The organism is Hymenobacter latericoloratus (assembly GCF_014199535.1).
Lineage (GTDB): Bacteria > Bacteroidota > Bacteroidia > Cytophagales > Hymenobacteraceae > Hymenobacter > Hymenobacter latericoloratus.
This window is the reverse complement of sequence record NZ_JACHNV010000002.1, coordinates 230,638-243,413: the sequence shown is the minus strand read 5'-3', so window position 1 is coordinate 243,413 and position 12,776 is coordinate 230,638. Positions and strand designations below refer to the sequence as shown.

At 62.3% G+C, this 12,776-nt stretch carries 10 protein-coding genes and 2 tRNA genes; 7 read left to right on the top strand and 5 right to left on the bottom strand.

Translation table 11 applies throughout. The features are described from left to right. Positions 1-17 precede the first annotated feature (17 nt). The 3 genes from GGU46_RS06700 (at position 18) to GGU46_RS06690 (ending at position 2,321) form a co-directional block, all read left to right on the top strand. On the top strand, positions 18-1,442 hold the full coding sequence (locus tag GGU46_RS06700; RefSeq protein ID WP_183402788.1) for a TolC family protein: 1,425 nt from the start codon (positions 18-20) through the stop codon (positions 1,440-1,442). 44 nt (positions 1,443-1,486) lie between these two features. Continuing rightward, positions 1,487-1,924, top strand: coding sequence for a hypothetical protein (locus GGU46_RS06695; protein WP_183402787.1), 438 nt, complete (start codon positions 1,487-1,489; stop codon positions 1,922-1,924). Between the two features lie 211 nt (positions 1,925-2,135). Further along, a complete protein-coding gene (locus tag GGU46_RS06690; RefSeq protein WP_183402786.1) occupies positions 2,136-2,321 on the top strand; it encodes a hypothetical protein in 186 nt (61 codons plus the stop codon). A 69-nt stretch (positions 2,322-2,390) separates the two neighbouring features. Here GGU46_RS06690 and GGU46_RS06685 read toward each other — a convergent pair whose 3' ends face one another. Further along, positions 2,391-3,650, bottom strand: coding sequence for a zinc dependent phospholipase C family protein (locus GGU46_RS06685; protein ID WP_183402785.1), 1,260 nt, complete (start codon positions 3,648-3,650; stop codon positions 2,391-2,393). 267 nt (positions 3,651-3,917) lie between these two features. Here GGU46_RS06685 and GGU46_RS06680 point away from each other — a divergent pair, with 267 nt between their 5' ends. From GGU46_RS06680 to GGU46_RS06665, 4 genes are all read left to right on the top strand, one after another. Continuing rightward, positions 3,918-4,334, top strand: a complete 417-nt coding sequence (locus GGU46_RS06680; RefSeq protein ID WP_183402784.1) for a hypothetical protein — start codon at positions 3,918-3,920, stop codon at positions 4,332-4,334. Positions 4,335-4,565: 231 nt separating this feature from the next. Beyond that, positions 4,566-7,727, top strand: coding sequence for an efflux RND transporter permease subunit (locus GGU46_RS06675; protein WP_183402783.1), 3,162 nt, complete (start codon positions 4,566-4,568; stop codon positions 7,725-7,727). A gap of 187 nt (positions 7,728-7,914) precedes the next feature. After that, entirely contained in the window at positions 7,915-9,174 is a 1,260-nt protein-coding gene (locus GGU46_RS06670; RefSeq protein ID WP_183402782.1) for a TolC family protein, read from the top strand. Positions 9,175-9,222: 48 nt separating this feature from the next. Further along, positions 9,223-10,389, top strand: a complete 1,167-nt coding sequence (locus GGU46_RS06665; RefSeq protein WP_183402781.1) for an efflux RND transporter periplasmic adaptor subunit — start codon at positions 9,223-9,225, stop codon at positions 10,387-10,389. A gap of 188 nt (positions 10,390-10,577) precedes the next feature. Here the strand turns inward: GGU46_RS06665 and GGU46_RS06660 are convergent, their stop codons facing one another. From GGU46_RS06660 to GGU46_RS06645, 4 genes are all read right to left on the bottom strand, one after another. After that, positions 10,578-11,849, bottom strand: coding sequence for a PAS domain-containing protein (locus tag GGU46_RS06660; protein ID WP_183402780.1), 1,272 nt, complete (start codon positions 11,847-11,849; stop codon positions 10,578-10,580). Positions 11,850-11,882: 33 nt separating this feature from the next. Beyond that, positions 11,883-12,242 carry a hypothetical protein gene (locus GGU46_RS06655; RefSeq protein WP_183402779.1) on the bottom strand — a complete coding sequence of 120 codons (360 nt, stop codon included), beginning with the start codon at positions 12,240-12,242 and terminating at the stop codon, positions 11,883-11,885. Between the two features lie 213 nt (positions 12,243-12,455). Next, positions 12,456-12,540 (bottom strand) — tRNA-Ser (locus tag GGU46_RS06650). Positions 12,541-12,618: 78 nt separating this feature from the next. After that, a tRNA-Ser gene (locus GGU46_RS06645) sits at positions 12,619-12,705 on the bottom strand. Positions 12,706-12,776 lie beyond the last annotated feature (71 nt).

Here is a 12,776-nt window from a genome sequence, read left to right as displayed (position 1 = left end):
AGCAGCTGATTTCCTTCATGAGTCGTTCTGTTCTTGCTGCTTTCCTGCTCGCCGCTCCCCTACCCCTGCTGGCTCAGCAGCCGGTGCTACCCTCGCGCCAGCCTACCACGCAGCCCCAAAGCAAACCCCAGACGGAAAAGCCCGAAACGGTGGCCCCGGCGCCCTTCCTGACCCTGGCCGACGCCATCCGGACGGGAATCGAGAATAACTACAACATCCGGCTTTCCCGCCAGGACGTGCGCATTGCCGAAAACAACGTCACGCGTGGCAATGCCGGCCAGCTGCCCACCGTAAACGGCAACTTCACCCGCACGTTCAACCGCAACAACGTGCGGCAGGAGTCCTCGAGCCGGCCCGAGCCCAGCATTGCCAACAACGCCAAATCCAACCTGCTGAACGGCAACGTGGCCGCCACCTGGACCATTTTTGATGGCTTCGGGATGTTCATTGCCTACGACCGGCTGCAGGCCCTGGAGCAAAGCCAACGCCAGCTCACGCGCGCTACCCTGGAAGAAACCGTGGCTGCTATTACCGATGCCTACTTTGTGGTAGTGCGCGAGTCGGGCAAGATTAACTCGATTGAAGAAGCGCTGAAAATCGGCCAGGCCCGCATCGACCTGACCCAGGCCCGCGTGGACGTGGGCGTGAGTGCCAAGGTAGAGGTGCTGACGGCCCGCGTGGACTACAACGCCGACCGCTCGGCCCTGATTCAGCAGCAAGAGGCCCTGAAAACCGCCAAAATCAACCTCAACAACCTGCTGGGCCGCAACCCTAACCTCGATTTTCAGCCGGCAGACTCCATTGTGGTCAGCCCAAACCTGAACCGGGACGTGGTGCTGCAGGCCGTGCGCCAGAACAACCCGCGCCTGCAGCAGGCCCGCCTCAATACCGAGGTGGCTACCTACGACCGGCGCCTGGTGCGGGCTTCGCGCTTTCCGCAGATTGGCCTTACCACGGGCTACGGCCTGAACCGCAACATCAACGGCGCCGCCTTCTTCGGGACTCAGCTGGTAACCAACACCGGCCGCACGTACGGCCTCAACTACGGGGTAGTGGCCTCGGTGCCCATCTTCGATGGGTTTAACCGCAACCGCCTCGAGCAGAACGCCCGTATTGTGGAGGAGCAAAGCCGCCTGCAGCTCGACCAAGCTCAGCTGCAGCTTGATGCGGAGGCCGAACAGGCCTGGGCCCAGTACCAGAACCGCCTGCAGCTGCTGGAGCTGGAGGAAGCCAACATTCTGCTGGCCCGCGAAAACGTGGCCATTGCCCTGGAACGCTACCGCCTCGGTTTGCTCACGCCCCTGGCCCTGCGCGAGGCCCAGCGCACCCAGCTCGACGCCGAAGTGCGCCTGCTGGATATCCGCTACCAGGCCAAGCAGGCCGAAATTATACTGCGCCGCCTAAGCAGTGGCCTGGTTCAGGAAGGAACCGTTCAGCCCTGATTACTGGTTAGTGTGCCTATCCGAAGGCCTACTTTCCTCCTGCTATGAACTCTGCACTGCTGACACCTACGGCTGATTTTCTAAACCTTAGCTACCGGACGGATATTGGTGTATTAACTGCTCGTTGGCTGCGCTCAGTTACTCTGGCTGAGTTGCAAGCCGGTTTTCAACAGGTGCGGCAGCACAGCTTGGCCCACAGCGCAACCCATTGGCTGGTTGATGTACGACGTCGGACGGAGTTAGACGCCACTTCCTCCGGCTGGGTGGTACGGGAGCTGCTACCAGCCGCCGCCCAGGATGCTGCTCCCGCTACCCTGCATATTGCCTACCTACTAGCTCCCACCCGGGAAGCCCTGCTGCGTACCGACTCCGACATGCAGGCCACTACTATGGCCGCCGAAAGCCCGACGCAACCCTACCGACTGCGGACCTTTATCCAGGAAGGCCTAGCTATGCAGTGGCTGCTAGGTCAACCAGCCTAGCCCATACTCCCTCCAACCATTAGGGTGCTCTTCCTTGCCTGATGTTGGGAAGGGCATGCGTGCTTTTACCCGGCTTTCCAGTATCGGGAAATAATTCGCCTGCGAAAAAACCCTATTCAGACGGAATAGTCCGGGGCCGGCCGAAGAAATTCCAACTCCGGGAATCGTCAGACTAGCTTTGTTTCATCAGTGCCCTCTGTTGTTTCCTGCTATGCTCGCTTCCGGCTTTCGTCTGCTTCTGATTTTCCTTGCTCTCTCCTTCTGCCTACCCACTCAGTCCTCGGCCGCCGCGCTGCGGGGGCGCGGTTTGTTGCCAGCAGTGCGGGCCAAACTGAAAGGACAGCACCACGTGCACCGGCCCAACTACCGCGCCTATCGTCCTGCCCGCCTGCGCTAACTAGTGCGCCACCGGCCAAACGCTTTGTTCAGCCCGATTAGCCCCGCCGAAACGCTGCCGGTAGAGAAGCTACTTTACCGGCGCGGCCCGAAGCTGCTCCAAGGCCGCCATAGTTTCCCGACGCTTTCCTTTTTCATCCTCATCCTTTGGTTCGCGGGTTTGCTGGCTGAAAAAGGTTAGCAGGTGCTGCTGCTGCGGAGCGGTTAGGTGGTCAAATTTTTTGTCGGCCAACTTGCGGAGCCATTCTCCGTAGGTTTCGTCGGTCAGAGCATACTCGCCCAGCCGGGTGGGCTTGCCCGTATCGAAGTCGGCATTAGGCAGGCGCGGGGCCACGGCCGCCGTGTCCTGGGGTTCCTGCTCCAGCAGGCCACAATACTTTTGCTGCACGTCCCGGAAGCTGGCCTTGAATAGCTCCTGGGCTTCGGGGGTAGGCAGCTTGAACGCAAATGGCCGCAGGGGCCCGATTTTGGGCAGCACTCGCACGAAGTACGACAGCACGCGGGCTCCGGTGCCGGGGTGTTCGTAGTCGGTGCCGTAGCGGCGGCGGTACTCCCGCTCACTTTCCTTGTACACGTACTCGCGGCGGCGGGCCTGGGGGCTCAGTTGCCGAATTTCCTTTCTCTGGGACTGCCAGGCGGCGCGGCTGGCAATGGGAATCAGGCTGCGCACGGCAAACCGGAACGAGCTGATGGCCAGGTCCACATTGAAGACCACTTGGCCCAGCTCCAGCCCGTAGGTTTTCAGAAAGGCCCGCTCCAGCACCGGCTTGCTCACCTGAAACCCAATGTAGCGCTGGTAGTCGGCGGTGCGGTAGCGGCCGGCGGCCACCTGCACCACATCGAAGGCAAACTCCAGCTGAGTGTGCTGAATGGGGGCTTCCTCGTAGGTAATAACGTCGCCAAACTGGGCTTTTAGCTCCGGATACACGCTGGGCATGGCGCGGTTGGTGCCCTCGGGGTGACCGTGGATGTCGGCGGCGTAGTGGGCCAGGGCCCCCAGGGCAAAGGCGTATTCGTTGCTGCCGTGGGCTTCATCCAGCAGGCTGCGCACGAAGTCGCCGGAGCGCACGTAGTGCGTCAGATTCGTGAACAGCTCCGAGCCGAAGGGGTAGTAGCCCATGTCCTGCAGGATAGAGCCGCCGTAGGCAAAGCTTTTCGCCTCATTCAGTTGCTCCTCCGTAGCGCCGGGGTAGCGGCGCTGCAGCAGCGGGAGCAGGCAACGCGTCCAGCTGGAGTCCACGTTGGCCTGGTGAGTAAGCACGGAGTAGGCCGCCGCCGGCTGCGCAGTCAGTCCTAGCAGAACTGCCGCGCTCAGTATCCATTTCAGCATAAGCAACAAGGCCGGGCCAGGCAAAATAACTCAACCGCAGGCCCTGCCTTTACGCGGCCCCGCCGGCCATGGTTGTAGGTACATGGGTACTACGCACATCAGGCCCCGCCAAGATGCCGACGTAGCAGTTATCCTACCCCCTCGGCGTTTTCAAACCGGCTGCAGCCTATTATTTTTCGGTGGGCCTGAAATCATACTGATTCCAAATTTGCCTTGGCTGCACGTTTTCCTGAACAAGTCCCTGCCGGAGAAGTTACCTTTGCCGTGATGAAACCCGTGGTGGCCTTCTTGCTGGGAATCCTGATGCTCGTGAGCAGCCTCGTGCCGCAGGGCGACGTGTCGGAGCTGCGGAAGCTGCCGGAGCTGGCGCGACACTACCGCTACCACCGGGCCCTGGCCGGCGGAACCCTCTCGCCCTTGGCGTTTCTGGTGCTGCACTACGGTCCCCACGGCGCCGACCACCGCCGCCACCCCTACTCCCAGCGCGACGAGCAGGACCACCACAAGCTCCCCCTGGAGCAGCATCACCACGACTGCGTGATGGTGAGCTTCGTGCTGCCCACGGGCCGCATGCTGCCGCCCCCACCTCTGCAAAGCTGGCCCACCCCCGACTACCACATGATGGCCGGGCCGCTGTACACGTTCAGCGTCAGCCAGTCGCTGCTGCAGCCGCCCCGAGCGTAGCGCCCCCAAGCCCCCGGGCGCAGTGTGCCCGGTTGCTACCCCCGTTGCCTGGCGCAACCCCTCCTTTTTCCTGCTGACTTCGCCTCCGGTATATCGGGGTAGAGACACCATTTGTCATTCCGACCAACGAGCGGAATCTGAGTTACTCACAAGAGGCCAACCCAGATTCCTCGCTTCGTTCGGAATGACAAACGGCCCCTACCCCCCGCGGAGGCTGCAACCTTTCCCTTTATGCTTTCCCGCATTATCCGGGCCAGCATCCACAACAAGCTGTTTGTGGTGCTGCTGCTGCTGGCGCTGGTCGGCTGGGGCGGCTACTCGGCTGCTCACCTGCCCCTCGACGCCATTCCCGACGTTACCAATAACCAGGTTCAGGTTATCACCCAAAGCCCCGCGCTGGCCGCCCAAGAGGTAGAGCAGCTGCTCACGGTTCCGCTGGAGCTGAGCTTGCGCACCATTCCGGGCGTCACGGAAATCCGCTCCACCTCCCGCTTCGGGCTGTCGGTGATTACCGTGGTGTTCGAGGACGACATCAGCACCCTGCAAACCCGGCAGCTGGTAGCCGAAAAGCTGCGCACCGCCGAAGCCGACCTGGGTGCGGACCTGGGTCGCCCCGAAATGGCGCCCATCACCACCGGCCTCGGCGAAATCTACCAATACAGCCTCGGCATCAAGCCTGGCTTCGAGAAGAAGTTCTCCCTGGCCCGACTCCGCGACGTGCAGGACTGGATAGTGAAGCGGCAGTTGGCCGGCGTGCCGGGGGTAGTGGAGGTGAGCAGCTTCGGGGGCTACGTGCGCCAGTACGAGGTGAGCGTGAACCCCGAGCGGCTGAACGCCAGCGGCGTAACCATGAGCGAGCTGTTTGCCGCCCTGGAAGCCGGCAATGCCAACACCGGCGGCTCCTACCTGGAGCGCGGCCGCAACGCCTATTTCATCCGCGGCGAGGGCCGCGCTACCTCCCTGCAGGACGTGGGCAGCATGGTTATCAAGCAGGCGGGCAACGTGCCCCTGCTGGTGCGCGACGTAGCCGACGTGCGCTTTGGCCACTCGGTGCGCTACGGAGCCATGACCTTTGACGGTAAGGGCGAAACGGTGGGCGGCATTGTGCTCATGCTGAAAGGGGCTTCGTCGGAGCAGACGATTAAGGGCGTGAAGGCCCGGGTAGAGGAAATCAACCGCCAACTGCCCGAGGGCCTCTACGTGCGTCCCTTCCTCGACCGAACCAAGCTGGTGGACACGGCCATTCACACCGTGGCCAAGAACCTGATTGAGGGCGGCGTGATTGTGATGGTGGTGCTGCTGGTGCTGCTGGGCAACTGGCGCGCCGGGCTGGTGGTAGCCTCCATGATTCCGCTGTGCATGCTGTTTGCGCTGGGTTTGATGAGCCTCTTCGGTGTATCGGCCAACCTGATGAGCCTGGGCGCCCTGGACTTTGGGCTGATTGTGGACGGAGCCGTGATTATCGTGGAAGCCATGATTTTCCACCTGGTGCACTTCCGCCAACGGGCCGCGCACGAAACCATGGACCAGGTGGCCGAAACCGCCGCTACCCGCATGATGCGCTCGGCTCTGTTCGGGCAGCTCATTATCCTCATCGTGTACCTGCCCATTCTGGCCCTTACCGGCATCGAGGGCAAGATGTTCCGGCCCATGGCCCTGACGGTGAGCTTTGCCATTATCGGGGCCATGCTGCTGTGCCTGACCTACGTGCCGGCCGTTTCGGCGTGGGCCCTGCGCAAGGACATCAAGGAGGAAGGTACCCTGGCCGACCGTATCATGAAGTTTCTCTACCGCGGCTACCGCCCCATCATCCACGGGGCACTGCGCCTGCGCGGGCTGGTAGCTGGCGCCGCCGTGGGCTTGCTGGTGTTGGCGGGGGTAGTGTTTGCCGGCATGGGCGGCGAGTTTATTCCGCAGCTCGACGAGGGCGACTTTGCCGTGAACGTAGCCCTTACGCCGGGCTCCTCCCTGGCCCAGAGCATTGCCACCACCACCCAGGTGCAGCGCATTCTGCTGGCTAAGTTTCCGGAGGTGGAGCAGGTAGTGGGCAAAATTGGCACTTCGGAAATTCCAACTGACCCGATGAGCCTGGAAGATTCCGACCAGATTGTGGTGCTCAAACCCCAGGCCGAGTGGACTTCGGCGGGCTCCCGCGAGGAGCTGGCGGGCAAGATGAGCGAGGCCCTGGCCGGCGTGCCCGGCGTGAGCCTGGAGTTTCAGCAGCCCATTCAGATGCGCTTCAACGAGCTGATTTCGGGGGTGAAGTCCGACATCAGCATCAAGATTTACGGCGACGACCTGGGCCTGCTCTTCGACAAAGCCAACGAAGCCGCGGCGCTTATTCGCCCGCTGGCAGGGGTAGGCGACCTGAAGGTGGAGCAGATTGCGGCCCTACCCCAGCTGCGCGTGACCTACAACCGCTCGAAAATGGCCCAGTACGGCCTGCGCGTGTCGGACCTGAACACGCTATTGCGCGCTTCCTTCGCCGGCGACGTGGCCGGCCAGGTGTACGAGGGCGAGCGGCGCTACGACCTGGTGGTGCGCCTCGACAGCCTTAACCGCCGCAGCATCCAGGATCTGCGCGCCCTCTACGTCGATTTGCCCAACGGCGAGAAAGTGCCCCTGGAAGAAGTAGCTGCCGTGGATTTCCGCAACGCCCCCATCCAGGTTTCCCGCGATGATGCCCGCCGCCGCATCAACATCGGGGTGAATGTGCGCAACCGCGACGTGGAAAGCCTGGTGCAGGATATTCAGCGGCAACTCACCGCCAAGCTGAAGCTGCCGGAGGGTTACTCGCTCAAGTACGGCGGGCAGTTCGAGAACTTACAGCAGGCTAAGTCGCGCCTGGCGGTGGCCGTGCCGGTGGCGCTCCTGCTGATTTTCGTACTGCTTTACCTGTCTTTTCACTCTGTCAAGCAGGCCCTGCTGATTTTCACGGGCATTCCGCTGGCGGCCATTGGCGGTATTCTGGCCCTCTGGATGCGCGGCATGCCGTTCAGCATTTCGGCGGGGGTAGGGTTCATTGCCTTATTCGGGGTAGCGGTACTGAACGGCATCGTGCTGGTGGCCAGCATCAATGAGCTGGCCTTGGTGGGCGTGAGTTCCGTGCGGGAACGGGTGCTGAAGGCCACCGCCGAGCGGTTTCGGCCGGTACTGCTCACGGCAGCGGTGGCCTCCCTGGGCTTCCTGCCCATGGCCCTGAGCAACTCCGGCGGCGCAGAAGTGCAGAAGCCCCTGGCTACGGTGGTTATCGGGGGCCTGATTTCGGCTACCCTGCTCACCCTGGTGGTGCTGCCCGTGCTCTATACTTTTTTCACGAAAGATGGCGAGGCCAGCCCCGTAGAGTCAACCCCGGAAGCCCTGGCCGATGCCCGCGAGAATCATGAGCTGTAAGCCCATCTGCCCCGGTCCCATGCCGAAGGCATCCGACTGGTTGACTTCCGTGCCACTCGCGCCGAAAGAACGAAGGCCATTTCCTTACCCCCTGCAGCCCGTCCAACCCTCCCGGCAGGCTGCAGCAACGTCAACCGGCCGGACGCCTTCAGCGTCGGACCAGAGTGGCACCACTTTTCTCTGGAATATGAAGCACCCATTTCTTCTGTTTCTGCTGCTCGTTTTTCTGCCTGGCCGGCTTTACGCCCAGACAACCCCGCGTACCCTACCCCCTCCTACCTCCGCAAGCCCAGCAGCACCGGATGGGCCCCTGACGTTGCAGCAGGCCCTGCAAACCGGCCTCGGCCAAAGCCTGCTGGTGCAAACCGGCCGCCTGGAAGTGGAGCGCCAGCGGGCCCTCTCCCGCACCGGCTACGACTTGCCCCGCACGGTGGTGGATTACCAGGTAGGGCAGATTTCGGGGCCTTTGCGCGACCAAAGCCTCAACATCGTGCAGCAGTCGGCGCTGCCGGGCGTGTACGGGGCGCAGCGGCGCTTGCTGGAAGGCCAGATTATGACCGCTGAGCAGCGCGTGCGCAGCCAGCGCCGGGAGCTGGTACACGCCATCCGAAGCACGTATTATGAGTTGCTGGTGAGCTACCGGCGCGCAGCTTTGCTGCGCCAGCAGGACAGCCTGTACCGCCGGGCGGCCCGGGCGGCGCGCATTCGCTACCAAACCGGCGAAACCAACCGACTGGAGCAGGTTTCGGCCGAAGCCCGGATGCGGGAGCTGCAGAACCAGCTGGCCATTGTGCTGACGAACCGGCAGGTGCAGCAGCAGCAGCTGGGGGTGCTCCTGAACCTGGGTCGCCCCGCCGCCATCGACACAACCGCAGCGGCCGTGGCGCCCCTCTCTCCTACTGATACCACTACCCTTACGGCGGCATCTAACCCTACGCTGGCCCTGCTGGAACAGGAGATTGACGTGAGCAAACGCCAGACAAAAGTAGAGCAGCTGCGCCGCCTGCCAGACCTGCGTTTGGGCTACTTCACCCAGACCATCAACAAGGAAAACGGCTTCCACGTAGCCCAGGCCGGCATTGCGGTGCCCCTGCTCGGCGGCATCCAAAAAGCCCGAATTCAGGCGGCGCAACTAAGCGAGCAAGCGGCCGAAGCCCAGCTGCGCTATGCCACTACCCAGCTCAACGGCCAACTAGCCGGGCTGCGTCAGCAGCTGGGCCGAGCGCGGGCCTCGCTCACCTACTACGAGCAAACCGCCTTGCCCCAGGCCCGCCTGATTCTGAATACGGCCGAGAAAAGCTTCCGGGCCGGCGACATCGACTACGTGGAATACGTGGTGAATACGAAGCCCGCCTGGCAGATCCGTACGGCCTACCTCGAGCAGGTGCGCCAGTACAACGAGCTGGCCCTGTCCCTGCAGACGCTGACCGGCCCGGACGTGCCATAACCTTTCGCGCTACCCATGACACCGGCGCGAACCCTCCTTAACTTCTCTATGAAATCGACCTACCTTTTGCTGCTGGCTTCTTTACTGACCGCCTGCAGCACCGATAAATCAGCTCCACCCGAAGCGGCTACTGCAGCGCCTACTACCCCTGCGCCTCCCCCCAACCCCGACGAAGTCAATGTGAGCAGTGCCCAGGCCCGGGCAGCGGGGCTGGAAACGGGTTCTTTCGTCTGGAAAAACATGACCACCGATGTACAGGCCAACGGCAGCATTGACGTGCCGCCCCAAAACCGGGCGTCGGTATCGGCCGTGATGGGCGGGTACGTACAGTCGGTGGCGGTGCTGCCAGGGCAGCAAATAGCGCGGGGCGGCACCGTGGCCGTGCTGCGCCACCCCGACTACCTGCGGCTGCAGCAGGATTATCTGCAAAGCAAAGCCCGCGTAACGTTTCTGCAGAAAGAGCTGCAGCGCCAGCAAACCCTCGACGCCGAGGATGTGGGCGCTAAGCGCAAGCTCCAGCAGGCCCAGAGCGACTACGCCTCCGAGCAGGCTACCGTGCGCGCTACGGCTGCCCAACTCCGGATGCTGGGCATCTCACTCAGCCGCCTCGACCGGGGCGAAATAGTGCCTACCGTGCCGCTGGTGTCGCCCATTAAGGGCTACGTGAAGTCTGTCAACATTAACCCCGGTCAGTTCGTGAATCCGCAGGATGTGCTGGTGGAAATCGTGGACCGTTCCGACCTGCACCTGGAGCTCAAGGTGTTTGAGCGAGACATTGCGCGGGTGAAAAACGGCCAGCGCATTCTGTTCAAAATTCCCAGCCGTGGCTCGAATGAGGACATGGGAGCCCGCGTATTTCTGGTGGGCAAGGCCTTCAACGACGACGCCCGTACGGTGAGCGTGCACGCCCATCTGGAGCCCGAGCGCGACGACGTGCTCCCCGGCCAGTACGTGTCGGCTCACATCCAGACGGCCGGCGCCCGGCAGCGTACCCTCCCGGAAGACGCCATTATCCAGGCCGGGGAGTTCAACTACATTTTCGCCCAGACCGGCCCTGCCACCTACCGCCGCTACCGCGTCCGAACTGGCGCCACCGACAGCGGCGATGTTGCCATCACTCTCCTCGACCAACTCCCCGACACCACCCGCCTCGTCCGCCACGGCGCCTATTTCCTAGATGCCGAGCTGAAAAAAGGCCAGGACACGGAGGAGTAAATGGTGAAGTTGTGAGGTGTCATGGCGAGCGGAGCGAAGCCATCCGTCCTGACCCGCGTACTACCCCCTGAAACGTGACAAACCCTTGACGACTGCGCGAGCGTCAAGGGCTTGTCTGTTTATCAGGCTGGTCACAAAAGAGAGGAAGGATGGCTTCGCGCTGCTCGCCATGACAACTCAGTCACCACCTACTCACCCAGCCGCTGGCGCAGTTCCTGCACTTCCCGCTCCAGGTCGAGGGTGCGGAACATGACTTTGGCTTCGAGGTCGGAGTAAGCGCGCTCCAGCTGGTCCTGCAGCTGCTTTTGCTCCGTGATGTCGGTGTTAGTGCCGCACCAGCGCACGATGCGGCCTTCCTCGTCGCGCACGGGCAGGGCCCGGCTCAGGAACCACCGGAACTCGCCGTCGTGGCGGCGCAGCGGGAAGGTGTCTTCCCACTTTTCGCCATTGCGAAGGGCCTGCTTCCAGCCAGCGGTTACCTGCTCCACATAGTCGGGGTGTTGCACGCTTTGCCAGCCCCAGCCCATCATCTGCTCGTGGGTAGTACCCGTAAAGCGGAACCACCGGTCGTTGTACCAGAACAAAGAGCCGGTTTCGTCGGCCATCCAGGCCAGTTGCGGAATGGCGTTGGCCAGCGTCATGAAGTCCTGCTCGCGCTTGCGCAGAGCCAGCTGCTGCATTTTCTGGTCGTGGATGTCGGTGCAGGTGCCGAACCACTTCACAATTTCGCCGGCCTCATTGCGCACGGGCAGGGCCTGCCCCAGAAACCAGCGGTAGTCGCCTTGCCGCGACTTGAAGCGGTATTCTATTTCGTAGAACTCGCCGGTAGCCAGCGAGTGGCCCCACACCTGCCGCGCCCGTTGCCGGTCATCAGGATGGAGCAGATTGTTCCACATCTCGTCCCCGATGCTATCGGCCAAGGTGTAGCCGGTGTAATCGGTCCAGCGCTGGTTGAAGTAGGTGTGGTAGCCTGTGGGGTCGGTGGTCCAGACCAGCTGCGGAATCAGTTCGGCCAAGAAGCTGAAGTCGGCCCAGGGCTTACTGTCAGCGGCTTCCGGGCCGCGCAGCTCCTCGATATCCACGGTGCTGATAATCCACTGCTGCACCTGGTTTTGCCCGTTGAGTTGGGGGTAGCCCGTACTGCGCACCCAGCGGTACTGCCCATCGTGGCGACGCAGGCGAAACTCAATCTGGTAGGTTTGTCCGCTAGCCTGGGCCTGCTGCCACTGGGTAGCGGTCCGGTCCCGGTCCTGGGCATGCACCAGCTCCACCCATTCAGCGCTTAGCTGCCCCAGGTTCAAGCCCGTAAACTGCACGAGCTGGGGGCTCGCAAACACCAGAGCGCCCGTGGCATCGGCAATACCAAGCAGCACGGTAGCGGTAGCGGGCCCGAAAGGAAGGGAGCGGTCGGCAGAAGTTCCCGGAGTGGGGACCGGGGTGGCGGAGGCAGAAGTGGCCATTGAAAACGAAACGTTTAGCAACTGGAGGAAAGACTACGGGCGGGTGAGCTGCATTTCCATCCCCGACTGAAAATAAAGGCTAAGCTGACTAACGCTCCCGTCGCGGGAGCGGCGCAGGCGGGTAATCAGGGCCCGGGTTTGCTGCTGCTCCGTGTCTATTTCCAGGTAGGGCCGGTTCAGGATATTGTCGCGCTGTACCAGCCAGCGGCCGGCATCCGGCCCGCCGGGAGCCTGAATTTCCAAGCGCCCGGGCTCCAGCTGAAAGCGCTCGGCCTGCGCCAGGGTAGTGCCGGGGTCCGTACGGTTCAGCACCCGGTCGGCAACCCGCCAGTTGCCCGTCAGAAAATCGTCGGGCAGCTGCTGCAGATTAACATCAAAAAGCAATTCAGACATAGAGGCCACAAAGATACGGCAGGCGTCAACAAACTCCGGACCAGCTAAAGAGCCGGGGCCGGCAAGGTACTGCCTGGCGCGCAGTAATGTACTGCGGGTAAAATACTTCTGCTCCTTCCTTTTCGCACACGCCTCCAACAGAACAGCCTCCTGACCCAAGGGCCAGGAGGCTGTTCTGTTGGAGGTATGCTTGCCGTATCCGCGGGTGCGTTGCAGAGGAGGAGGGATTCGAACCCCCGGAGGTGTAACCCTCAACGGTTTTCAAGACCGCCGCAATCGACCACTCTGCCACTCCTCTGTAGGGGTAAGCCCAGCGCGCCGTGCGGGATATAGCAAGCAAGAAAAAAGGCTTTTTCACGGACTGAAAAAACCAATGCAGAGAGGGGGGGATTCGAACCCCCGATACCCTTGCGGGTATAACGGATTTCGAATCCGTCGCATTCGACCACTCTGCCACCTCTCTATAAGGTTCCAACTGAGCGGTTTGGGATGGCAAAAGTATCAAGGAATGCGCAATACGCAATAATGCCTTCC

Excerpts from the sequence above, each read along its gene's own strand:
- GGU46_RS06660 (WP_183402780.1), bottom strand. The coding sequence starts at position 11,849 with ATGGCCACTTCTGCCTCCGCCACCCCGGTCCCCACTCCGGGAACTTCT.
- GGU46_RS06665 (WP_183402781.1), top strand. The coding sequence starts at position 9,223 with ATGAAATCGACCTACCTTTTGCTGCTGGCTTCTTTACTGACCGCCTGC.
- GGU46_RS06690 (WP_183402786.1), top strand. The coding sequence starts at position 2,136 with ATGCTCGCTTCCGGCTTTCGTCTGCTTCTGATTTTCCTTGCTCTCTCC.
- GGU46_RS06685 (WP_183402785.1), bottom strand. The coding sequence starts at position 3,650 with ATGCTGAAATGGATACTGAGCGCGGCAGTTCTGCTAGGACTGACTGCG.
- GGU46_RS06680 (WP_183402784.1), top strand. The coding sequence starts at position 3,918 with ATGAAACCCGTGGTGGCCTTCTTGCTGGGAATCCTGATGCTCGTGAGC.
- GGU46_RS06670 (WP_183402782.1), top strand. The coding sequence starts at position 7,915 with ATGAAGCACCCATTTCTTCTGTTTCTGCTGCTCGTTTTTCTGCCTGGC.
- GGU46_RS06700 (WP_183402788.1), top strand. The coding sequence starts at position 18 with ATGAGTCGTTCTGTTCTTGCTGCTTTCCTGCTCGCCGCTCCCCTACCC.
- GGU46_RS06675 (WP_183402783.1), top strand. The coding sequence starts at position 4,566 with ATGCTTTCCCGCATTATCCGGGCCAGCATCCACAACAAGCTGTTTGTG.
- GGU46_RS06655 (WP_183402779.1), bottom strand. The coding sequence starts at position 12,242 with ATGTCTGAATTGCTTTTTGATGTTAATCTGCAGCAGCTGCCCGACGAT.
- GGU46_RS06695 (WP_183402787.1), top strand. The coding sequence starts at position 1,487 with ATGAACTCTGCACTGCTGACACCTACGGCTGATTTTCTAAACCTTAGC.